General features: G+C 49.0%; 25 protein-coding genes, 10 tRNA genes, 1 rRNA gene and 1 riboswitch. Of the genes, 7 read left to right on the forward strand and 29 right to left on the reverse strand.

Features of this window, described 5'->3' with window-relative positions:
- From KNP87_RS08540 to acpS, 20 genes are all read right to left on the reverse strand, one after another.
- Positions 1 to 198: ribosomal RNA gene (locus KNP87_RS08540) — 16S ribosomal RNA — on the reverse strand; the annotation flags it as partial.
- A 133-nt stretch (positions 199 to 331) separates the two neighbouring features.
- Positions 332 to 408: transfer RNA gene (locus KNP87_RS08545), tRNA-Ile, on the reverse strand.
- Between the two features lie 19 nt (positions 409 to 427).
- A tRNA-Arg gene (locus KNP87_RS08550) sits at positions 428 to 504 on the reverse strand.
- Positions 505 to 508: 4 nt separating this feature from the next.
- Positions 509 to 594, reverse strand: a tRNA-Leu gene (locus KNP87_RS08555).
- A gap of 23 nt (positions 595 to 617) precedes the next feature.
- Positions 618 to 693, reverse strand: a tRNA-Lys gene (locus tag KNP87_RS08560).
- Between the two features lie 6 nt (positions 694 to 699).
- Positions 700 to 771 (reverse strand) — tRNA-Gln (locus KNP87_RS08565).
- A gap of 4 nt (positions 772 to 775) precedes the next feature.
- Positions 776 to 851 (reverse strand) — tRNA-Asp (locus KNP87_RS08570).
- 33 nt (positions 852 to 884) lie between these two features.
- A tRNA-Val gene (locus tag KNP87_RS08575) sits at positions 885 to 960 on the reverse strand.
- Positions 961 to 964: 4 nt separating this feature from the next.
- Positions 965 to 1039, reverse strand: a tRNA-Glu gene (locus tag KNP87_RS08580).
- Positions 1040 to 1088: 49 nt separating this feature from the next.
- A tRNA-Ser gene (locus tag KNP87_RS08585) sits at positions 1089 to 1180 on the reverse strand.
- An 8-nt stretch (positions 1181 to 1188) separates the two neighbouring features.
- Positions 1189 to 1263, reverse strand: a tRNA-Asn gene (locus KNP87_RS08590).
- Positions 1264 to 1412: 149 nt separating this feature from the next.
- On the reverse strand, positions 1413 to 1853 hold the full coding sequence (locus KNP87_RS08595; protein ID WP_119923509.1) for a SprT family protein: 441 nt from the start codon (positions 1851 to 1853) through the stop codon (positions 1413 to 1415).
- A complete protein-coding gene (locus tag KNP87_RS08600; protein WP_214721453.1) occupies positions 1850 to 3970 on the reverse strand; it encodes a Tex family protein in 2121 nt (706 codons plus the stop codon). Before KNP87_RS08600 ends, KNP87_RS08595 begins: the two co-directional genes overlap by 4 nt.
- A 66-nt stretch (positions 3971 to 4036) precedes the next feature.
- Entirely contained in the window at positions 4037 to 4834 is a 798-nt protein-coding gene (gene sigB / locus KNP87_RS08605) for an RNA polymerase sigma factor SigB (RefSeq protein WP_012371666.1), read from the reverse strand.
- Entirely contained in the window at positions 4800 to 5282 is a 483-nt protein-coding gene (gene rsbW, locus KNP87_RS08610; protein WP_026831807.1) for an anti-sigma B factor RsbW, read from the reverse strand. The genes sigB and rsbW overlap by 35 nt, the downstream gene beginning before the upstream one ends.
- The gene (locus KNP87_RS08615) at positions 5279 to 5605 is read right to left on the reverse strand and encodes an STAS domain-containing protein (protein ID WP_026827246.1); all 327 of its coding nucleotides are present in this window, start codon (positions 5603 to 5605) and stop codon (positions 5279 to 5281) included. The genes rsbW and KNP87_RS08615 overlap by 4 nt, the downstream gene beginning before the upstream one ends.
- Positions 5606 to 5807: 202 nt before the next feature.
- On the reverse strand, positions 5808 to 6158 hold the full coding sequence (locus tag KNP87_RS08620) for a type II toxin-antitoxin system PemK/MazF family toxin (protein WP_014971520.1): 351 nt from the start codon (positions 6156 to 6158) through the stop codon (positions 5808 to 5810).
- A gap of 3 nt (positions 6159 to 6161) precedes the next feature.
- Complete coding sequence (locus KNP87_RS08625) at positions 6162 to 6386, reverse strand: hypothetical protein (RefSeq protein WP_012371670.1); 225 nt, start codon at positions 6384 to 6386, stop codon at positions 6162 to 6164.
- A gap of 140 nt (positions 6387 to 6526) precedes the next feature.
- The gene (gene alr / locus KNP87_RS08630) at positions 6527 to 7600 is read right to left on the reverse strand and encodes an alanine racemase (RefSeq protein ID WP_028105501.1); all 1074 of its coding nucleotides are present in this window, start codon (positions 7598 to 7600) and stop codon (positions 6527 to 6529) included.
- Complete coding sequence (acpS, locus tag KNP87_RS08635; RefSeq protein WP_119923506.1) at positions 7572 to 7958, reverse strand: holo-ACP synthase; 387 nt, start codon at positions 7956 to 7958, stop codon at positions 7572 to 7574. Before acpS ends, alr begins: the two co-directional genes overlap by 29 nt.
- Before the next feature lie 68 nt (positions 7959 to 8026).
- On the opposite strand from acpS, the gene KNP87_RS08640 reads away from it, so the two are divergent.
- The gene (locus tag KNP87_RS08640) at positions 8027 to 8773 is read left to right on the forward strand and encodes a rhomboid family intramembrane serine protease (protein ID WP_214721454.1); all 747 of its coding nucleotides are present in this window, start codon (positions 8027 to 8029) and stop codon (positions 8771 to 8773) included.
- 86 nt (positions 8774 to 8859) lie between these two features.
- Here the strand turns inward: KNP87_RS08640 and KNP87_RS08645 are convergent, their stop codons facing one another.
- The 3 genes from KNP87_RS08645 to KNP87_RS08655 are packed head-to-tail and all read right to left on the reverse strand — an operon-like array spanning position 8860 to position 9916.
- Positions 8860 to 9123: a hypothetical protein gene (locus KNP87_RS08645; protein WP_026831803.1), complete on the reverse strand. Its 264-nt coding sequence runs from the start codon at positions 9121 to 9123 to the stop codon at positions 8860 to 8862.
- 33 nt (positions 9124 to 9156) lie between these two features.
- Entirely contained in the window at positions 9157 to 9651 is a 495-nt protein-coding gene (locus tag KNP87_RS08650; RefSeq protein WP_026831802.1) for a hypothetical protein, read from the reverse strand.
- Positions 9641 to 9916 carry a 4a-hydroxytetrahydrobiopterin dehydratase gene (locus KNP87_RS08655; protein WP_026831801.1) on the reverse strand — a complete coding sequence of 92 codons (276 nt, stop codon included), beginning with the start codon at positions 9914 to 9916 and terminating at the stop codon, positions 9641 to 9643. The genes KNP87_RS08650 and KNP87_RS08655 overlap by 11 nt, the downstream gene beginning before the upstream one ends.
- Before the next feature lie 162 nt (positions 9917 to 10078).
- Between KNP87_RS08655 and KNP87_RS08660 the strand changes: the two genes are divergently transcribed.
- Both KNP87_RS08660 and KNP87_RS08665 read left to right on the forward strand, forming a co-directional pair.
- A complete protein-coding gene (locus tag KNP87_RS08660) occupies positions 10079 to 10612 on the forward strand; it encodes a cysteine hydrolase family protein (protein WP_028105499.1) in 534 nt (177 codons plus the stop codon).
- Positions 10613 to 10628: 16 nt separating this feature from the next.
- Positions 10629 to 12080 (forward strand): nicotinate phosphoribosyltransferase, encoded by a 1452-nt coding sequence (locus KNP87_RS08665; protein ID WP_214721455.1) that lies wholly within the window; start codon positions 10629 to 10631, stop codon positions 12078 to 12080.
- Positions 12081 to 12095: 15 nt separating this feature from the next.
- On the opposite strand, the gene KNP87_RS08670 is transcribed toward KNP87_RS08665, so the two are convergent.
- The gene (locus KNP87_RS08670; protein ID WP_026831798.1) at positions 12096 to 12425 is read right to left on the reverse strand and encodes a hypothetical protein; all 330 of its coding nucleotides are present in this window, start codon (positions 12423 to 12425) and stop codon (positions 12096 to 12098) included.
- A 142-nt stretch (positions 12426 to 12567) separates the two neighbouring features.
- Here KNP87_RS08670 and KNP87_RS08675 point away from each other — a divergent pair, with 142 nt between their 5' ends.
- Positions 12568 to 13053: a YwpF family protein gene (locus tag KNP87_RS08675; RefSeq protein ID WP_026831797.1), complete on the forward strand. Its 486-nt coding sequence runs from the start codon at positions 12568 to 12570 to the stop codon at positions 13051 to 13053.
- Here KNP87_RS08675 and KNP87_RS08680 read toward each other — a convergent pair.
- Complete coding sequence (locus KNP87_RS08680; protein ID WP_026831796.1) at positions 13050 to 13640, reverse strand: histidine phosphatase family protein; 591 nt, start codon at positions 13638 to 13640, stop codon at positions 13050 to 13052. The genes KNP87_RS08675 and KNP87_RS08680 overlap by 4 nt on opposite strands.
- Before the next feature lie 53 nt (positions 13641 to 13693).
- Positions 13694 to 14653, reverse strand: a complete 960-nt coding sequence (locus tag KNP87_RS08685; protein WP_214721456.1) for an alpha/beta fold hydrolase — start codon at positions 14651 to 14653, stop codon at positions 13694 to 13696.
- 175 nt (positions 14654 to 14828) lie between these two features.
- On the opposite strand from KNP87_RS08685, the gene KNP87_RS08690 reads away from it, so the two are divergent.
- Positions 14829 to 15830, forward strand: coding sequence for a metal ABC transporter solute-binding protein, Zn/Mn family (locus KNP87_RS08690; protein ID WP_214721457.1), 1002 nt, complete (start codon positions 14829 to 14831; stop codon positions 15828 to 15830).
- Between the two features lie 68 nt (positions 15831 to 15898).
- Positions 15899 to 16002, forward strand: a riboswitch (SAM riboswitch).
- A 78-nt stretch (positions 16003 to 16080) separates the two neighbouring features.
- On the forward strand, positions 16081 to 17388 hold the full coding sequence (locus KNP87_RS08695) for a Na+/H+ antiporter NhaC family protein (RefSeq protein WP_214721538.1): 1308 nt from the start codon (positions 16081 to 16083) through the stop codon (positions 17386 to 17388).
- Between the two features lie 46 nt (positions 17389 to 17434).
- On the opposite strand, the gene KNP87_RS08700 is transcribed toward KNP87_RS08695, so the two are convergent.
- Positions 17435 to 17638, reverse strand: a complete 204-nt coding sequence (locus KNP87_RS08700) for a hypothetical protein (RefSeq protein ID WP_214721458.1) — start codon at positions 17636 to 17638, stop codon at positions 17435 to 17437.
- 157 nt (positions 17639 to 17795) lie between these two features.
- On the opposite strand from KNP87_RS08700, the gene KNP87_RS08705 reads away from it, so the two are divergent.
- Positions 17796 to 18608 (forward strand): aldo/keto reductase, encoded by an 813-nt coding sequence (locus KNP87_RS08705; protein WP_026831792.1) that lies wholly within the window; start codon positions 17796 to 17798, stop codon positions 18606 to 18608.
- 191 nt (positions 18609 to 18799) lie between these two features.
- Here the strand turns inward: KNP87_RS08705 and KNP87_RS08710 are convergent, their stop codons facing one another.
- Both KNP87_RS08710 and KNP87_RS08715 read right to left on the reverse strand, forming a co-directional pair.
- Positions 18800 to 19261, reverse strand: a complete 462-nt coding sequence (locus KNP87_RS08710) for a hypothetical protein (protein ID WP_026831791.1) — start codon at positions 19259 to 19261, stop codon at positions 18800 to 18802.
- A 116-nt stretch (positions 19262 to 19377) separates the two neighbouring features.
- The gene (locus KNP87_RS08715; RefSeq protein ID WP_214721459.1) at positions 19378 to 20823 is read right to left on the reverse strand and encodes an alanine/glycine:cation symporter family protein; all 1446 of its coding nucleotides are present in this window, start codon (positions 20821 to 20823) and stop codon (positions 19378 to 19380) included.
- Positions 20824 to 20880 lie beyond the last annotated feature (57 nt).

Raw genomic sequence — 20880 nt, forward strand, 5'->3', positions numbered from 1 at the left:
AAGAACTATTCGGTATTAGCTCCGATTTCTCGGAGTTATCCCAATCCTTGGGGCAGGTTCCTTACGTGTTACTCACCCGTCCGCCGCTCATTCCCTTCACTTCCCTCCGAAGAGTTCCGTGAGCTTCCTGCGCTCGACTTGCATGTATTAGGCACGCCGCCAGCGTTCGTCCTGAGCCAGGATCAAACTCTCCATAAAGTGTTTGACTTGCTCGTTGTGTGACCGAAGTCACGTTGACGAAGCTTGCGCTTCATTCATTGTTTGTATCCGAAGATACGTTTTTTGCCTCATCGTTCAGTTTTCAAAGTTCGTCATCGTTTGTTTTGAAAAATGGTGGGCCTAAGTGGACTCGAACCACCGACCTCACGCTTATCAGGCGTGCGCTCTAACCAGCTGAGCTATAGGCCCGTCAAAAGCAAACAAAATATGGTGCACCCTGAGAGATTCGAACTCCCGACCCCTTGATTCGTAGTCAAGTACTCTATCCAGCTGAGCTAAGGGTGCGCTATGGTGCGGTCGAGAGGACTTGAACCTCCACAGTGTTGCCACCACTAGGCCCTCAACCTAGCGCGTCTACCATTCCGCCACGACCGCAAATATAAAGTTTAAAATTAAAATGGTGTGTCATGCAGGATTCGAACCTGCGACCCTCTGATTAAAAGTCAGATGCTCTACCAACTGAGCTAATGACACGAAAAACTGGGCTGGAAGGGATCGAACCTTCGCATGCTGGAATCAAAATCCAGTGCCTTACCACTTGGCCACAGCCCAAAAATGGCGGTCCTGACGGGATTCGAACCCGCGATCTCCTGCGTGACAGGCAGGCATGTTAACCGCTACACCACAGGACCACATTTTTGTGAAACTAAGTATGAAATTAAAAATGGTGGAGGATGACGGGATCGAACCGCCGACCCTCTGCTTGTAAGGCAGATGCTCTCCCAGCTGAGCTAATCCTCCAAAATGGTGACCCGTACGGGAATCGAACCCGTGATACCGCCGTGAAAGGGCGGTGTCTTAACCGCTTGACCAACGGGCCATTCAAAAACTGATAACTATTCTCAAGTAACAAATTCACATAAGAGGTCTGGCGGAGATGGAGGGATTCGAACCCTCGCACCAGTTTCCCGGCCTACACCCTTAGCAGGGGCGCCCCTTATAGCCACTTGGGTACATCTCCAAAGATAATGGCTCCGCAAGTAGGATTTGAACCTACGACCTACCGGTTAACAGCCGGTTGCTCTACCACTGAGCTATTGCGGAACGTGACGTTCGCTTCAGAACACTTTTCTATATTAGCAACTTTCTTTCTCTTCGTCAATGCTTTTTTAAAAAAGTTTTTAGTGACGAGAAGTTGTTTAGTTGCTGTCGTTTTGACGACTTCTATAATTTATCATGCTCCGAAATGAACGTCAACTACTTTTGTAAAAAATCTTTCCACGACATTGTCCGCAACGGTATCGTTCCGGATTCATCTTTCTTTTCCTTCTATATAACGTCCCACATTTCTCGCATTCATACAGGTGATTCTTTTTTTCATTTTCTTTTAAACGGGGACTGTATCGTAACCCGCCGTACCGCTGTAGCCACTCTTTAAAGTCATGATCTTGATGGCGATGACCCTTTCCGAGCAGATGCAAATGATAGTGGCACAACTCATGAATGACGATGCCACGAAAGATTTTGTGATCCACAAGATAGCTCCGATTAAAATCCAGATGGTGATCCGTCAGAAAATAACGTCCGCCTGTCGTCCGTAATCGCTCATTAAAAACCGCTTTATGCCGAAACGGTAAAGCAAACACGTCGAGCGAAAGCTGCTCGACGTATTGCTGTAATTGTTCATTCGTCATGACGGACTGACCATCGTCAGACCGATGCGTCCGCGTTCCGGTTCGACACTCGTCACCCATACGGTCACGATGTCTCCCACCGCGATGACGTCCAGCGGGTGTTTGACCCGTTTTTTACTGAGCTTCGAGATGTGAACAAGTCCACTCTCTTTCACGCCGATGTCGACGAAGGCACCAAAGTCGAGTACGTTTCGAACTGTTCCTTGGAACTCCATGCCGACTTGGATCATATCGAGTGACAAGACGTCTTGACGGAGCAACGGTTTATCGAGCGCTTCCCGGGGATCCCGCTCCGGACGTTGCAAGGCTTCGATGATATCACGTAAAGTCGGTTCCCCCACCCCAAGCAATTGCGCCGTCTCGGTTACAGACAACTCATCCAGCTTCGAGCGTAATGCTTCTGTCCCGACCGTTTGTAACGATAAGCCCAATTGCTTGAACAACGCTTCGACCGTCTTGTACTGCTCCGGGTGAATCGGTGTCCGGTCCAGCGGATGACTGCCTTCCGGAATCCGTAAGAATCCGGCTGCCTGTTCGTACGCTTTTGCTCCCAGGCGCGGAACCTTCAGCAGTTCCTTCCGTGATTCGAAAGCCCCCAGTTCCGAGCGACGTTCGACGATTTTCTTCGCCGTCGCTTTCGTAATGCCGGCAACATAACCGAGTAATGACTCGGAAGCCGTGTTGACGTCGACTCCGACTTGGTTGACGACCGTCTCGACAACAAAGTCGAGTGTCTCTTTCAGCTTCGTCTGCGTGACATCATGTTGGTACTGCCCGACACCAACGGATTGCGGATCGACTTTTACCAATTCCGCCAACGGATCCTGCAAACGTCGTGCAATCGAAATTGCTGAGCGTTGCTCGACTTGCAAATCCGGAAATTCACTGCGCGCGATTTCCGACGCGGAGTAAATGCTTGCACCCGCCTCGTCGACGATCGTAAAGGCAATCTGCTCATGTCCTTTGATCCAATCGGCAACAAACGATTCCGTCTCACGGGAAGCTGTCCCGTTTCCGATTGCAATCAGTTCGATCCCGTACCGTTTCACGAGATTCGTTAAGACTTGGCGTGCTTCCTGCGCTTTATGTTCCGACATCGTCAGGTAGACGACACCAACTTCTTTCATTTCACCGGTCGGATCAATGACGGCCCACTTGCAACCGGTTCGGTATGCAGGATCGAGACCAAGCATGACTTTCCCTTTCATCGGAGGCTGCATATACAGTTGGCGTAAGTTTTTCCCGAATACTTCAATCGCTTGATTTTCCGCCTTTTCCGTCAACTCATTCCGTAGTTCACGTTCGATTGCCGGGAACACTGATTTCTTGTAGCCCGTTTGAACGGCTTCCTCGACCAAGCGGCGTTTTTGTTCCGCCAACCGGTTAAATGGCCGGAGCAGATACGGAAGAATTTGCTGTTCCTCCAACACAATCTTCACCGAAACGATTTTCAGGGCTTCGGCACGATTGATGGCCAGAATCCGGTGCGGCACGATTTGACGGATCCGTTCACTATATTCGTAATACTGGGCAAACACACGTTTCTCATCAACGGCGTCCTTCTTGATTTTCGTGACGATATCAGCAAACCGATACGCCGTCTTCCGGATATGCTCCCGGACACTTGCTTGTTCGCCCCATTCTTCCGCGATGATGGCCTGTGCCCCGGCAATCGCTTCGCCTTCCCCATGCGCCGCGACATATTGTTTGAATTGGTCCTCATCGTATGCTTTGGGCGAACGCAGAAAGTCAGCGAACGGCGTCAATCCAGCTTCCCGTGCGATTTCTGCTTTTGTTCTCCGTTTTGGACGAAACGGTAAGTACAAGTCTTCAATCTGCTGTAATGTCGTCGCTTCACGCAACGCTTGATTCAATTCTGCTGTCATGACACCTTGTTCTTCGATTTTCCGGAGAACATCTTCTCGTTTTGATTCCAGTTGTGTGATGCTTTTATGGCGGTCGAGGATCGCCTTGATTTCGACCTCATCGAGTTCCCCCGTTTGTTCTTTTCGATACCTGGCGATAAACGGAATCGTTCCTCCGTCTTCCGTCAGCTGTAAAACGGCTTTGACTTGTGCTAGTCGTAAATTCAATTCTGTTGCGATTCTCTTTTCCATCTTCCTCACCTCGTTTTCATTATACCGAAGAATCGACAGGACACAAAAAAAGACTGATGCAGCGCATCAGTCTTTTGAAAATACTTCGTTTGGTTCTACTTTGATTGCTTCGCGTAGCTTTTGAAGCGCGCGGCGCTGAAGACGGGAGACATGCATCTGTGAAATACCGAGTAATTCCCCAGTTTCCTTTTGACTCATGTTCCGGTAATACGCACATTCCAAAATCGAACGTTCCCGATCCGTCAAAACAGCAAAGGCTTTTTCAAGAATCAGCTTTTGGTCAACGGAGTCATAGCCGTTCTCTTGATTGCCGACGAGGTCAAGCAACGTGACTGTACTGCCTTCTTGATCGGCTTCGATCGAACTGTCGACAGAAAGGGCTTGATAACTTTTCCCCATCTCAAGTGTCTCGAGAACTTCCTCTTCCGATACTTCCAGACGAGCTGCAATTTCATCAATGCGTGGTGAACGTTGCAGTTCTGTCGTCAATTCTTCGACGGCTTTTTTGATTTTCGGTCCCAGTTCCTTGATTCGACGCGGCACGTGAACGCTCCACGTCTTATCACGGATGAAACGTTTGATTTCTCCGATGATTGTCGGAACAGCAAACGATTCGAAACTCCGGCCAAACTCTTTATCAAAACGGCGGAGTGCAGCAAGCAATCCGATCATCCCGACTTGAACAAGGTCATCATGGATCGGGCGACCACGCGAGAATTTACGGGCGAGTGCCTCGACGAGGTCTGAATAACGTGCAAGTAATGCCGCATGAACTTCCTCATCTTGGTCATCTTGTTGGTATAGGTCAATTAGTCGAAGGACTTCGTCATCACTGTGATGGCGTTGTTGAGACTTTGCTGGCACTTTGACCCACCTCATCTCTATTCATATATTTTGTCATATGGACAGTGACGCCGTTTGCTTTCTCGATCGTGACTTGATCCATGAGTGCTTCAATCATTAAGATCCCTAGTCCCCCCTCATGCAGAGAGTCTAAGTCGTGTGAATCGGTGATCGGTTCACTTTGGCGTTTGACGCTGTCTTTATCAAATGTCACACCGTTATCTTTGACGATGATTTCAAGACGATCATCCGGGTAGACATTGCATGTCAACGCCATCGATCCATCCTGTTCACCTTCATACGCATGCTGAACCGCGTTGGCACAGGCTTCCGAAACAGCGATTTTAATGTCTTCGATGTCATCGTATGTGTAACCCATTCGGTTCGCGACGCCTGAAACCGTCAAACGGGCGATGGCAACATATTCCGGTTTTGCCGGAAGTGTCATTTCAAGTTGTTCGTTTTTCATTGCGTTCCACCTCGTACACCACTATCAATTGTAATGATGCTAGAAAGACCCGTAATTTCAAACAAACGACGAATGCGTTCAGACACACCGACGAGTGTAAACGATGTTCCGTTTTTCTTTGAAGCTTTTAAGGCGCCGACAAACACGCCAAGACCTGTTGAATCCATATAATGAATCTCATCTAAATGAACGACGACATCATTTGCTTCAACGGCTGGTACGAGTTCTTGACGAAGTTTCGGTGCTGTATACGTATCAATCTCTCCTGCGATATAGAGATGCGTCTGACCATCTAGTTGCTCTGTTTTAATTGTTAAATCCATCTTCAAGTTCCTCCTCAAGGAAAATCTGCTATGTGTTCTCTCTATCTATATAGTTTGAATAATATGGGATAACCCTTCTTAAAGAAAAGGTCACTCTGATGTAATTCCCGCATTCAAACATCTTTAAACCAAAATTTAAAAAAATGTTCAAAAAAAGTCGTATACAGATGTATCGACTCTTCTCGCTGTTATATGTAAGTGCCTAGAAATCAATCAAGCCTAGGCTGATCGCGACGGCACTATTTACTTTCATCATCGTGTCAGGATCTAGGTGCGTGACTTTATCCGTTAGACGGCGTTTGTCGATTGTACGGACCTGCTCAAGTAGGATGACCGAATCACGTTCTAATCCGTGTCGCTCTCGATATACTTCCACATGGGTCGGTAGTTTGGCTTTGTCGATCTGTGCCGTGATCGCAGCCACGATTACAGTTGGGCTGAATCGGTTACCAATATCATTTTGTAGGACAAGGACAGGACGAACGCCTCCTTGTTCCGATCCGACCACAGGTGACAAATTTGCATAAAACACGTCGCCACGTTTGACTATCAAAGCTTACACCCCGCTTACTTGACGTAGGAGCGAGAACTCCGCCTCCGTTTCAATCTGGAACATTTCGCCAACGATTGATAAATTGATCGCTGCCATTTCTTCGTAACCACGTTTCAATTCCTCACGTAGCTGACGTTTGCGTTCTTCGGTCGTATGGTTCGACTTCATCCCAATCGTCTCCTTCGCTACATTTCGCTCAACAAATTGCTTTTCCCGTTGTTGGACCAAGATAATGGCACCTCCAGATTCACTGAAACCTTAACGAACGACTCACTTTCTACTTCAATATATCAGTCAAATTCAGAAAATACAATCAAAATTCAAACAAATAACATTTTTTTGCCATCATATTGATGTCATTTCAAAAACTAAATCCGCGGAACACGCTTCGAAAACTGACAAAGGACTTCATAATTGATCGTCCCCAACCAGTGAGCAGCCTCGTCAATCGGTGCACCTGCTCCAATCAACGTCACTTCCGTTCCGACCGGGTATTCTTCCGGCAACCGGATCATCAGGCGATCCATACAGACACGGCCGACGATTTCACAGGGATATCCATTGACGATCAACGAGTACCCTTGAAATTTACGTGACCACCCGTCGGCGTATCCGATCGGGACCGTTCCGATCCATTCATCCGTCGGTGCCGTATAGGTCGCTCCGTAGCTGATCGTTTGCCCCGGTTCAACTTGCTTCACTTGCAGAAGACGGCTTTTTAATGAGAAAGCCGGTTTTAAGAACTCATAGTAAGCACTCATTTCGTCAGACGGCAACGCTCCATATAACGCAATGCCGACACGGACGATGTTGTATGGCGCTTGACCCGCCAGTCGAATCGCGCCGGCTGAATTGGCAGCATGAATGTAACGGATACCCGGCACACGCTCGACGAATTGCAGGAAGCGGGTTTGCTGTTGGTCAAACAAACGGCTCGTCAATTCGTCTGCGGTCGCGAAATGCGTATAAATCCCTTCAAGTTCCAGCAAATCAGAATCCAGTTCAGCAAGCAGTTCGTCCAGTTCCTGAAGCGTCTGTAAGCCGAGCCGCCCCATTCCGCTGTCGACTTTGATATGGATGCGTAAATGATCGATTTCAGTCAGATGTCGTTTGGCTTCCCGCAGCCAGTCGGCTGAAAAGACAGGCACTGCGACATCATAGTTTGAGGCGACGGGCGCATGTTCAGGAAGCAAGGCTTCGAGCATGAGAATCGGCGCCTGAATCCCCGCTTCCCGTAATTCGATGGCCTCTTCCAGTAAAGCGACGGCAATCATGTCCGCCCCGTTCGCCAAAGCGATTTCCGCCACCGTCACGGCACCATGCCCGTATCCGTCCGCCTTGACGACAGCCATCATCGACTGGTCACCGAGGCGCGTCTTGATTTCACGCACGTTATGCGCGATGGCTTCCCGGTCAATTTCTATCCACGTTGGTCGATACATCTGAACTCCTCTTTTCTAGTAAGACTTGTGCAGCCGCATATTGATCGGAATGGGTGATCGAGAGATGAATGATGCCCTCAAACGGTCCCGTCATGACCGGACGGCCGGATGCTTCATTCAACACTTCGAGATCGAGCCATGATACGTCAGATCCGATCCCGGTTCCGAGGGCCTTGACGAATGCTTCTTTCGCGGCGAATCGTCCCGCCAAATATTCGAGGCTCCGGACGCCGGACAACGTTTCAAACCGTTCCTGCTCCCGTTTGGTCAAAACCCGTTGTACAATCCGCGGCTGACGTAACAGTGTCTGTTGCATCCGTTCGAGCTCAACCAGATCCAGTCCTATTCCAAAAATCATTTCTGACGCCTCCACAGTTCTATTCTTCGCTGTCTTCATATAGAATGAAGGGGAAGCGAGGTGTTGTCATGTTTAGTCGAACGGAAAACCTACAAACGTTCACACGTTCTTATCCGGTCGTTTCGTTGTTCATTTTAATCCAAGTCGCTCTGTTTGTCATCGAACAGTTGAATGCCTTTTTCAACTTGGGCTTCTCACCGCTCAATTATGGTTCAGCCATCAATCTGTTCATCGCCAACGGTGAATGGTGGCGGGTCGTCACAGCAACGTTCCTGCACTATGACTTCTGGCATATTGCCTTCAACACGTTTGCCTTGGTCATCTTCGCCCCTGCCTTGGAGCGGATGATCGGTCATGCGAAATTCGCATCGTTTTATCTTCTCGTCGGTACGCTCGCCAACGTCTTGACGTACTTCACGAAAATCAACGAACCCTTTTATGGTCAAGCCGGGGCGTCCGGAGCGATTTTAGGATTGCTCGGATTTTATGTCTATCTCGGTCGTTTTAAACGGACAGTGATCTCAGCGGATGACGCACGCCTTGTCTACATCTTCAGTGCCATCACCGCCATCTTCACGTTGCTCGGATCAAACGTATCCGTATTTGGTCACCTGTATGGATTCGTCCTCGGATTCCTTGCCGGTTTCGTATTTGGAAAAAGTGCCACTCCGTTCACGCGTCCGTTTAATGTCGGCAAGCGGTCGGCAGCAAGCGGTCGGGTCGTCTATACGAGCGGTTCGGGTCAGACGGGACGCATCATCTTTTATGTCATCGTCGCCTTCGCCGTCTTCGGTCTGCTTGCACGTTTCATTTAATAGACTTAATACGCCTCTACAAAAAAAGCGAGCTGCCCTGATCTCCGTTAGTCGGAATTCAGGGCAGCTCGTTCTTTTTTCATTTCTTATTTCCGTAACGATTCCGCCAAGTCTTTTACATCATCAATCAGATTGTGGATCGTTTCTTGGTTGTCCGTGTACAGCGCACGAAGCTCTTCAAAACGTCCTTTTGGATCTTGTTTGACGGCAGAAAGTTGTGTCCCGGCTCCACCAAACGCCCGTTTGACTGCGGCGAGTTGTGTTTGACGCGTGTCTTTATGAAGCATCGATAACGTTGCTCCGATCAGCGCTCCGCCGACTGTTGCTGCTAAAAAGTAATTCTTCTTCATCTGTTATTCCCCCTAGACTGGTCTTAATGTAACTTAAAGCGGTTGTAAAAGCTGGTACCGTTTCATGACTGGAGAAGGCGCAAACGACTTCCCTGCTTCTTCAGCATACTGGTCGACCGTCAGTCGTTCAACTGATTTCGCATATCGTGTCGCATCCCCGTCATTGCCGAACTGAATCAGCAACACCAAATCGTCTCCACGCTCGACGCGGGCAATCCGGACAGCCTGAAAGCTGTCATATTCAGCGCCAAGGACTTTCGGATTCGACATGACCTGATGGACGAACAAGTCGCCGCTGTTTCGATCGGCCGGAACCGACCAATAGAACAAGCTGCCTTGTTCTTGAAAATTACCGCGCGTCTCAAGCAATGTATAGGTGTTTCCACTTTGGAAAGGTGATTTCCCATCTGTCTCGATAAACAACAGGGCTTCTCCGCTTCCGCTTGCCGCACGAATGTGTGGATCACGCGCACGAATTTGATCAACAAAACTACCGCTACCGAATGTGATGGAAAGTTTAGATGGCATCACAGGCCTCCGCGAGTTCGAAGTCTTTGCCGGTCAGACCGCCTGCATCATGTGTCGTAACCGCCAGCGTAACTTTTTTATAATCGATGATGATGCGGGGGTGATGATTCAGGTGCTCAGCAACCGAACCTACCTCCTGTACAAAATCCAGTGCTGCCGGAAACGAATCCAATGTATAGACACGGACGATTTCGTCATCGACCACGCGCCATTCAGACAATCCTTCCAGGCGTTCTTCCACTTCATACTCATTCAACCTTTTCATGCCATATTCCTCCTCCACAATTATTTTCGTCCTATACCTTATACCCTACTTTTACGCTTTCTTATACCTCCCCCCTCCGATTTCTTCCTTTTGTCTTCCGGCGCAGATAGAGTACAATGTGAAAGAGAACACTATCTTCCATACAGAAAGGGGCAGACGCTCATGCGCGCGCTTATTGTCATCGATTATACGTTCGACTTCGTCGCTGACGAAGGGAAATTGACGTGCGGGAAACCCGGCCAAGCCATCGAAGGTCGCATCGCCTCGTTAATGGACGAGTTTTCGTCCGCAGACTACGTCGTCATCGCAAACGACATCCATGAAGAAGGAGATACCTTCCATCCGGAAACGTTACTCTTCCCGCCGCATAACATCCGTGGCACCCACGGCCGGGATCTGTTTGGGCAAGTCGCCGAAATGGCACGGGTCGCGGATCATGTCATCGACAAAACACGTTACAGCGCCTTTGCCGGAACGGATCTGGATTTACGCCTGCGGGAACGTGGAGTTCGTGAAGTTCACCTCGTCGGTGTCTGCACGGACATCTGTGTGTTGCATACAGCCGTCGACGCCTACAATCTAGGATATAAAATCGTGGTCCATGCGGATGCGGTCGCGAGTTTTAATGCGGTCGGACACGACTGGGCTCTTACACATTTCAAACAATCGCTCGGCGCAGACGTCGTCGGCGAATAAGAAGGGATCTGTCTTCATGTTACAACGTAACCTTGCACTTCATACTGACCTCTATCTTCCGCGATGGATGTACATTTATTGGCAGGAAGGGCGTCACAATGAACGTGCTGTTTTTGATGTCTACTACCGGACGAATCCGTTTGAAGGCGGATATGTCGTCTTTGCCGGACTCGAAAACATCATCGAGTACGTCCAGACGCTTCATTTCACGGAAGAAGACATCACGTACCTTCAAAAGATGATCGGTTTCCCGGACGAGTTCAAAGATGAGCTTCGGAACTTCAAGTTCACGGGATCGATCTCAAGCGTCAAGGAAGGCGAAATCGTTTTTCCGAATGAACCGCTCCTTCGCATCGAAGCACGGATTTTCGAAGCCAAGCTGCTGCAGACCGCCATCCTCAACATCGCGAACCATGAATCACTCATCGCGACGAAATATGCCCGGATCCGCCAATCGGCACCGGGTGCGAAGTTCTTAGAAGCTGGAGCACGCCGGGCACAAGGTATTGACGCCGCCTACTTCGGCACACGCGCGTCTTACCTGGCCGGCTTTGACGTGACAAGCCTCGCCTCTGCAGGACGTGACTTCGGAATCCCTTCAGGCGGGACGATGGAGCATGCCGACATCCAGTTCCACGATGACGAATTGACTGCATTCCGGACATTCGCCGCTTATTATCCGGATCAGGCGACACTGCTCGTCGATACGTATGATACGCTCAAAAGCGGTTTACCAAATGCAATCATCGTCGCGAAAGAGCTCGCGGCAAAAGGACATAAATTACGCGGGATCCGGATTGACTCCGGTGACTTGTCTTATCTGTCGAAACGAGCTCGGACAATGCTTGACGAAGCCGGTTTCCCGGAAGTCGACATCGTCTTGTCGGGTGATTTGGACGAGTATGTCATCCAGGATTTACGGATTCAAGGAGCACAGGCGAACACATTCCTCGTCGGTACACGCGGCATCACTGCGTACGAACAACCGGCACTGGGAATGGTCTATAAGTTGGTCGCCCGTGAAGTAAACGGGGAACTTGCTCCTGTCATCAAGGTCTCTTCCTCGAAAGCGAAGACGACGACACCACACATCAAGGAAGTGTACCGGATCGTCGACCGGGTGACGAACAAGTTTAAAGGGGACTACATCACTTTGATGGACGAGGATCCGACCGATCTTGATTCCGTTGATTTGATTGATGTCCGGGACCCGTCATTCCGGAACCGGATCGAAAACTTCAACGTCGAGCGTCTCCTGACACCGATCTTCACGGAAGGCGACATGATTTATACCGTCCCGACGATTGAAGAGAGCCGTCATTTCCACGAACAGCAGATCGGCCGTCTGTGGGAAGAGTATAAACGCCTCCGCCTGCCGGAAGTCTATGCCATCACCTTCAGCGACCGCCTCTGGAAGTTGAAGCTCGATATGATTCGCGACACACGTACAGCAAGCGGTATTAAATAAAAAAAACAGCCCACTTCAACTGAAGTGGGCTGTTTCGTTTGGTGTCGGTGTCATTTGGGCTGTCGCTTGTTCCATTTGTTGACGAAAGTACCACGCGAAACCAAGCGCACCTCCGATGAAGACGATATACGTAATCCGTTGACCAAACTCCGCCAAGGAATCGGCATAAAAAATACTAATCAAGTGGTCGCTTCCACTGATGAGAAGCAGACAGGCAATCAGGAGCGCTATGCGGTAAGCAAGCGTCGGACGATCGGTTGGCTCAGCATGCCAATACATAATGATATGATGGGCAAGTAAAATGATTCCAATGATTCCTAATACTCCTATAAGTGCTTGCGGCATAATGAACGGTCCTCCTGTTTCTGATTTCTAATTTCATTTAAACATAGTTCACCTGAAAATCCTCGTTAAAACTTTCCCATCATCTGTATGGTCACGGTATACTGGAGAAAATCTGCGTACATTCATGCAAGGAGGAGTTTTCGTGAAAACCTTTAAACTGTGCACACTGCGTATCTTGATGGACGAGTCCGGCCGGGATACAACGATTCCGGTCACGATCAAAGACGGATTGACAGTCAGTACCGATCAGACGGCCCAGTGGGTGGCTGAAATCGTCGTCTTAAAACATGATCAACCGATCATCGATGAACTGTTCGCAAAAAATCTGCGGGCCTTGATTGAAATCACAATCTCACGACCGGATAACGATCCGGCTGCCATGATCGTCACACCACTCGAGTGTACACCGTTAAACGAAGGCACCTCTTATTTATTCACCGGAAAAATGGTGATGATGAAAAATGACTTATCCGAATCGATCTTACGCGAAGTCGTCGAAGATCATTTCACAGGGGAAGCATTGATTCAGGAGTATAAAGACCGCCGTTCCAAACGTGGTGCCCATATCACGAGTATCGCCAAGGAAACGTTTAAACAGTACTTACAAGAAAATCCGAAAATCAGTTAAGGACGTTTCGTCCAGTCCAGGATGTGATCGGCAACATTGATCCGGTCGATTTCATACCGGTCGGAAAAACGAATATAGTTGGCACACGCATTTTTAAGCGGTGTCCGGTAACTGAATGTGTCATCAATCGAGGATAAAGCGGCTTTGATCGTGTGTGAGTGACAGACGATCAACAGACGTTTTCCTCGATGTTTTTGTGTCAACTCTTCGACAGCTGCGAAGACACGGGACTGAATTTCCTGTTCGGTCTCAAGACCCGGGACACGGTCAGTATCATTGGCTTGGACAGCTTCATAAATTCCGGCGATCGGCTTGCCCGATGCAAAACCAAATTCGCGTTCGACCAACCGGTCATCCGTTTCCGTCAGCTCGAGTCCTACGGCACGGCCGATGATTTCCGCCGTTTCGACCGCCCGGGACAACGGACTGGAAATCAAGACATCCCATTTCTCCTGTGCGAGATACGTCGCACTCAAGCCGGCTTGCCACCGCCCTGTTTCGTTCAGCGGGATATCTTCCCGCCCCTGAATCCGTTCGTTTAAATTCCAATCGGTCTGACCGTGGCGCACTAAACAAATTTCTGTCATCTCATTCGTCTCCTTCAAAAAGAAATATGACTGATTGTATCATGTTTCTTTACTTAGTGAAGAGTCTCACGAGGTGGCAGGACTAGGACTTGGCAACTGAAGGCTTCAATCCGGTCGAGCAACCGTTCAATTTTGAGCGGGTTTTCCGTCTGCGCAAAACTGGCCAATGAATGGGTTCCGTTCGGAAACGAAAACAACCGGACATCGGCCCCGACATCGGCTCCTTTTTCAATGAAATGCAGCGCCTGCGTAAAGGGAACAATCGGATCTTTTTTTCCGTGCAACAGCATGATCGGCGGTGAATCGGCGGTCAAATGAGTTGCGGGTGAGACACGCGTCATGAGTGCACGCCATTCTTCCCGTCCTCCTCCATAAAATTTGATGTGGGCAATCCAGGTCTGGATGAACTTGAATAATAAGAAGTTCGTTGGTGGATACAAGGCGATGACGCCGCTGATCAGCGGGAGTTGCTCCGCTTTCTGATCACCGATGAACTCCATCGGCGCCAAGGCGGTCGTCAACATCAACGCTGCACCGGCCGAATCCCCCCAAAGGACCATTCGTCCCCGTGCAATCCGCAGATTATCTGCTTCCTGATTTAAAAAACAAAGGGCGTCGCGTACGTCTTCCAAATTATCCGGGAAGTAACTGCCGTCTTCAAACAACCGGTAATCGATACTGCAAACAGCGATGCCAAGCTCTAAAAAACGTTCCACGATCGGTGTAAAACAAAAGAGATCATCACGGCTTCCTCTGACAAACGCTCCACCATGTGCATAAATGGCCACCGGAAACGGTCCTTCACCGACCGGATAGTACAGATCCAGTTTAAGCTCCTTCTCGCCGACCGTTTTATACAAAACGGTCCTTGGAGCCAGTTGGGTTTCCGCAAGCGGAAGCGCCGGTTCCGTCCACCGTAAAAGAGCACCGTAATTGTTCCAGATGCTCGCACCGGCAGCAGCCGTCGTCAAAAGCGCAGCCCCTCCCATCAACCATGCTGTTTCCCGTCTCACCTCATCACCTCCGGGCATACTCACGATTTTTAATCTTATTAGTCTTTTACCCCATTTTTTTAGAAGTCGAACTTCTTCCCGCTCTTGTACTTGACGCTTTGTTTTGGATTCGTTATAGTGAAAAGGTTCAAATCGGAATAATTACGTTTTAATACTTCTTGGAGGTTTTACACATATGAAAAAGTTAATTCCCGCTTTAACGGTCGCGTTCGCGAGCGCCACTTTCCTCGCTGCCTGCGGATCATCTGATTCAGGTTCGAATCAAGATGCCGCCGACCAAAAACTCAACGTCTATACATCAACGTTCGCCACAGCGGCGATCGCCAAAGAAATCGGCGGCGCTGATGTCGATGTGAAGATGATCGTTCCTCCCGGTGCCGATCCCCATTCGTATGAGCCGACCTCTAAACAACTGACAGAAATCGCACAAGGTGATCTGTTCCTCTTGACCGGAACGACGCTTGAGCCGTATTCAGAAAAAATCAAAGCCAGTCTCAAAGGAAACGATGTCCGGTTCATCGAGACAAGTAAAGGCATCGATTTGCTTGAAGCGAGTGCCACGGTACACGTTCATGGAGAGGCAGACGCACACGACGAAGAACATGCTCATGAAGACGAGCACGAAGAAGATGAGCACGCAGAAGAAGGACACGATCATGGCAAGTACGATCCGCACGTCTGGCTTGATCCGAACAATGCGAAAATGATGGCCCAATCGATTTCGACGGCGCTGGCAAAAGAAGTACCGGACAAAAAAGCGACGTTCGAAAAAAATCTGGCTGAATTTGATACGCAGGCAGATGAGCTCGATCAAAACTTACAGCAAGCTGTTGCTGACGGCTCCAAAAAAGAACTGCTCGTGACACATGCCGCTTATGGGTATTTAGCAGAACGCTACGGATTTTCTCAACTGCCGATCGCCGGCATCTCACCGTCTGACGAGCCTTCGCAAAAAGAACTGGCTGCCCTCGTCAAAGAAGCCAAGCTGCACGATTTGAAATATATTGCGTTTGAAGAGACGGTTTCCCCAAAAGTCGCCCGGGTCATCCAACAAGAAATCGGAGCTGAAGCGATCACGATTCATAACTTGGAATCCGTCACAAAAGAACAACAAGACGCTTCTTATTTTGACTTGATGAATGAAAATGTCACGACACTCAAAAAAGCACTGCAGTGAAGTAGTGTTGACATGCATTAAAAGATACGTTACGGTAGAAAACGTATTTCAGACAATTAAATGACTTCTTTTTATCGCGAGAGACGGAGGGACTGGCCCAATGATGTTTCGGCAGCGGACGATTGAATCGTACTGTGCCAAATCCAGCAAGCTACGGCTTGAGAGATAAGAAGAGCGTCTTTTTCAGTAAAGACCTCCTTCTTTCTTGCGAAGGAGTCTTTTTTTGTATATGCAGAAATGGAGTGATTTTATGAACGAGACGATTACACCAAACAAATGGGCCCTTCTACCATTACTTGTCTTTTTGGTCCTCTTTATCGGTGCCGGCATCTTTTATGACGACTTTTATAAGTTCCCGATTCTGATTGCCGCATTGATTGCCTTGATTTTTGCTGCCGTGACGACCAAAGGCAGTATCAATCAAACCGTGGAACGGATTGCGACGGGTGCCGGAAATCCGGACATCATGATCATGGTCTTTATTTTCTTACTCGCCGGTGCGTTTTCCGGAACAGCGGATGCGATCGGCGCCATCGAAGCGACCGTCAACGCTTCGCTGACATTTTTACCGCCGTCTCTCTTAATGAGCGGATTGTTCATCATCGCTGCCTTCATCTCGATGGCAATGGGGACTTCGACCGGTACGATTGCGGCGCTCGCCCCGATCGCACTTGGTATTCATGAAGCGACCGGTGTCAATGTCGCCATCGCGGCTGCCGCCGTCGTTGGGGGCGCGATGTTCGGGGACAACTTGTCGTTTATCTCCGATACGACGATTGCAGCGGTCCGCACGCAAAAAACCAATATGCGTGATAAATTCCGAACGAACTTCCTGATTGTGCTTCCGGCAGCAATTTTGACCGTCATCATTTTGGCATTCGTTTCAGGTACCGGAGATGTCGTCGACGCAAAGGCCTTCGAGTTTTATAAACTGATTCCGTATCTGTCCGTCATCGTCTTGGCCCTGTTCGGTGTCAACGTCATCCTCGTCTTGATCGGCGGAACCGCCTTGACAGGAATCATCGGTATGCTCGACGGCAGCTTCGGTTTAAGTGGATTCGTGCTGTCGATGTCCGAAGGATTAATGGGCATGGCTGAAATTTCGATTTTGACATTACTGATGGGTGGTCTTGTCAGTCTGATCACCTTTAACGGCGGTATCGCCTACCTGAAAGAAACATTGACTCGAAAAATCACGCAACGCCGCGGCGCAGAGTTCAGCATGGCTGCGCTTGTCGGAGCGACAAACCTCGCGACGGCAAACAATACGATTTCGATTCTCGTGGCTGGACCACTCGCAGCGGAGATTGCGGATACGTATGACATCGACCGGAAGAAGTCAGCCAGCATTCTCGACATCTTCTCGTGTGGGGTTCAAGGAATCATCCCATACGGCGCCCAGTTGCTGATTGCGGCGGAGTTGACGAAAACGGCTTCTCCGGAACTGATTCCGTATCTGTTTTATCCATTTTTATTATTCGTGTGCGGATCCCTTGCGATTCTTTTCGGATTCCCGCGCCGGAAAAACACTGCTGTCCGCAAAGAAAATATTTCGTAAAACAAACAAGTCCGGCCGCCTGCAGCGCGACCGGACTTGTTTTTGATTATTTTTTCTTCTGTTCTTGACGGTTAAGAATGAAATACGCGATGGCTGGAAGCGGGAACTGAACAAGCCCTGCGCCACCCCATACCCACGGGTTACGCCCGGTTTTACGGGCGCCAAGGAACAGGAAGGCCGCTTGAGCGCCTAACAGCGTCGCCAGTCCGGCCCACACTCCTTTTGGTACGTTTTTAACGGATCGTGCCATGATTTTACACCTCACTTCATGTATGGATATACCCACTTTGTTCGCTCTCTAACAGCTTACCTCCTGCTTTGAGCGTCTAAACAGACGTGATTCTGAGTTCATGCTAAACTAAACGAGCAATTCCATATTCTAGTTTCATTGAAGGAGGAGTATATACATGCAATACGCAAAACTTTCAAATGGTGTCACGATTCCACAGATCGGATTCGGAGTCTGGCAAGTCGACGAAGAGACGGAAGCACCGGCTGCCGTCGCAGAAGCGATTCGTGTCGGTTACCGTCATATTGATACGGCTGCCGTGTACAAAAACGAACGTGGTGTCGCCAAAGGAATCAAAGAAAGCGGCGTGAACCGTGAAGATCTCTTCTTAACGTCTAAAGTATGGAACGATGATATTCGTGCCGGACGCACTAAAGAAGCTTTCGCTGAGTCACTCGAACGATTAGAGACCGATTATCTGGACCTCTATTTGATTCACTGGCCGGTCGAAGGGTACATTGAAGCATGGAAAGCAATGGTTGAGCTTTACGAAGCTGGAAAAATCAAAGCGATTGGTGTTTCGAACTTCAAGGAACATCACCTCGATACACTGGCTGAAGAAGGATTGATGACACCGATGATCAACCAGGTGGAACTTCATCCGCAACTTCCGCAACATGAACTGCATGAATATCTACAGGACCACAGCATCCAAGTCGAGGCGTGGAGCCCGCTCATGCAAGGGAAATTCCTTGAAATCAATGACTTTAAGGAAATTGCCGAAAAACACGGTAAATCTCCTTCACAAGTCGTCTTGCGTTGGCATTTGGATAACGGCATCGTCGCTCTTCCGAAATCGGTCACGCCTGAACGGATTGCGGAAAACTTTGATGTCTTTGATTTCCAACTCGATGCGGATGATCTCGAGAAGATTGATCGTTTGGCAACAGATGTCCGTCTTGGACCAGATCCGGATGAAATCGACTTTTAAGCACTGCCGTTAACATTAGGCTGACGCTTTAGAACGATTGCTTTATGAAGAGGGGTGGCAGACTTATCTGCCACCCCTCTCTTCTCGTTGATCAGGAATCACTCGCTTCACGCAGCTCCTACACGATATCTCGTTTGAGAAACGTGCGTGAAAGAACGCGTGATTCTTTTTTTTGTGTGGTCATTACCGCGCTATACATAATAGACAAGAATCGTCTCTTCTGCTTCTTCTGCCTGACGGAAATAAGCGCGCAAGTCACCGAACTGCTCCCATACCGTATCAAATTCTCCTTGCCGCCCCGCTTCCTGGTAAATCACTTCAAGCGCCTGTCGGTCAAAATTCCGCATCACCTCGGAAGAAATGATTAAGAGCGGTAAAGGAAGGATGCCGACGATCGCCGCATGATCTTCATTGACGATTAATTCTTCCCCGACGATTGCCCGCCCCAGATTGTAATGGGTTTCCTGATCAATGAAGATATCGATTTGACTCATCAATTGGTACAACGGTGTTGTTTCTTCGAGCGCAAACAACTGTTCATGGTCGGGCTGTGTTTCATGGATGAACAAAATCCAGTCCATGATGATGTGCGGATCATCACCAAAAGAATCCCAAACGGCATCTGCGACTCGGACATAATGAACATTTTCCATCCTCCCCCTCCTTCCGACCGTTTTTTTTAGTATTCCCATTTTCTCACCTGTTTAATGATGATTCGTGAAATCCAAAGACAAAAAAAGAGGATCAGATTGCTCTGACCCTCAGTTCATTACATTGCTTTTTCTTTTGTATCGTCATCTTGCCATGCTTCAAGCGTTTCTTTCCCAGGAAGATTCGGAATCGAATCTTTATGGAAACGAGGATCTTGACCGTTTCGACGTTGAACGAGGTAATCATCCAGTGCCAATTTGGCAATTTTCGATAACCGGAAAATCGCATACAGATTGACGATTGCCATCAGTCCCATAAAGATATCGGCCAGTGCCCAGACCAGTCCGGCTGTCTGAACCAACGAACCAAATACGACCATCGCTAAAACAATCACCCGGTAGATCGTCATCAACGTTTTGTTGTCATTGATGAAGCTGATGTTCGACTCACCGTAATAATAGTTTCCGACAATCGAGCTGAATGCAAACAAGAAAATCGCAAGTGCCATGAATCCAGTCGCAAGCGAGCCGACTTGTGAAGCAAGTGCTCCTTGTGCCAAATCGATTCCGGCAACCGGTTCTCCACTCGCATCTTTTGTCGCGACACCACTGACCAAGACGATCATTGCGGTTGCCGAACAGACCAGCAACGTATCGACGAATACCGCAAACGATTGAATCAAACCCTGTTTGACCGGGTGCGATACTTCTGCCGTCGCAGCAGCGTTAGGGGCTGACCCCATCCCTGCTTCGTTTGAGAAGAGACCACGACGGATTCCGTTTAAGACCGCTGCTCCGATCGCTCCACCTGCAAGCGTTTTGAATTCAAGCAATCCTTCTTGGAAAATCAAACCGAAGACGCTTGGTAAAACTTCAAGGTTCGTCACCATGATGTACAGGGCGATTAAAATGTAACCACCCGCCATGATCGGGACGAGAAACGCTGAGACCGTCGCGATACTGCGGACACCACCGAAGATGACAAGTGCCGTCAATACGACAAGTCCGACTGTGATCCATGTCTTATCGATGCCATACTGACTTTGAAGTGACAATGAGATCGTATTCGACTGCACCGAGTTAAAGACAAACCCAAAAGCGATTGTGATCAAGACGCTGAAGACCACTCCGAGCCAACGTTGTCCGAGTGCTTTTTCCATGTAATAGGCCGGACCACCACGCCATGCTTTATCATCGCGCACTTTATAGATCTGCGCCAACGTACTTTCGACGAAGGCAGAGGCCGATCCAATTAAAGCGATCAACCACATCCAGAAGACGGCACCGGGCCCACCCAGCGCGATCGCTGTCGCGACACCGGCAATGTTTCCGGTTCCGACGCGTGCTGCCGTACTGATGGCGAACGCTTGGAACGGCGAAACACCGTCTTTTCCTTTATCTGTTCCTTGGAACAACAGGCGAAGCATTTCCGGAATCATCCGAAATTGGACGAATCCCATCCGAATCGTAAAATAAATGCCTAACCCGACTAATAGAATGATGAGAACGCTCGACCATAATACATCGTTGATATTACTGACTAACTCCATGAATTGTTTTTCCACGTGTCTTCCTCCTCATTAAACGTTCCATCATGTAACCTTTTTTCACATGTGTTCTAT

The organism is Exiguobacterium sp. s192 (assembly GCF_018618795.1).
GTDB lineage: Bacteria > Bacillota > Bacilli > Exiguobacteriales > Exiguobacteriaceae > Exiguobacterium_A > Exiguobacterium_A undae.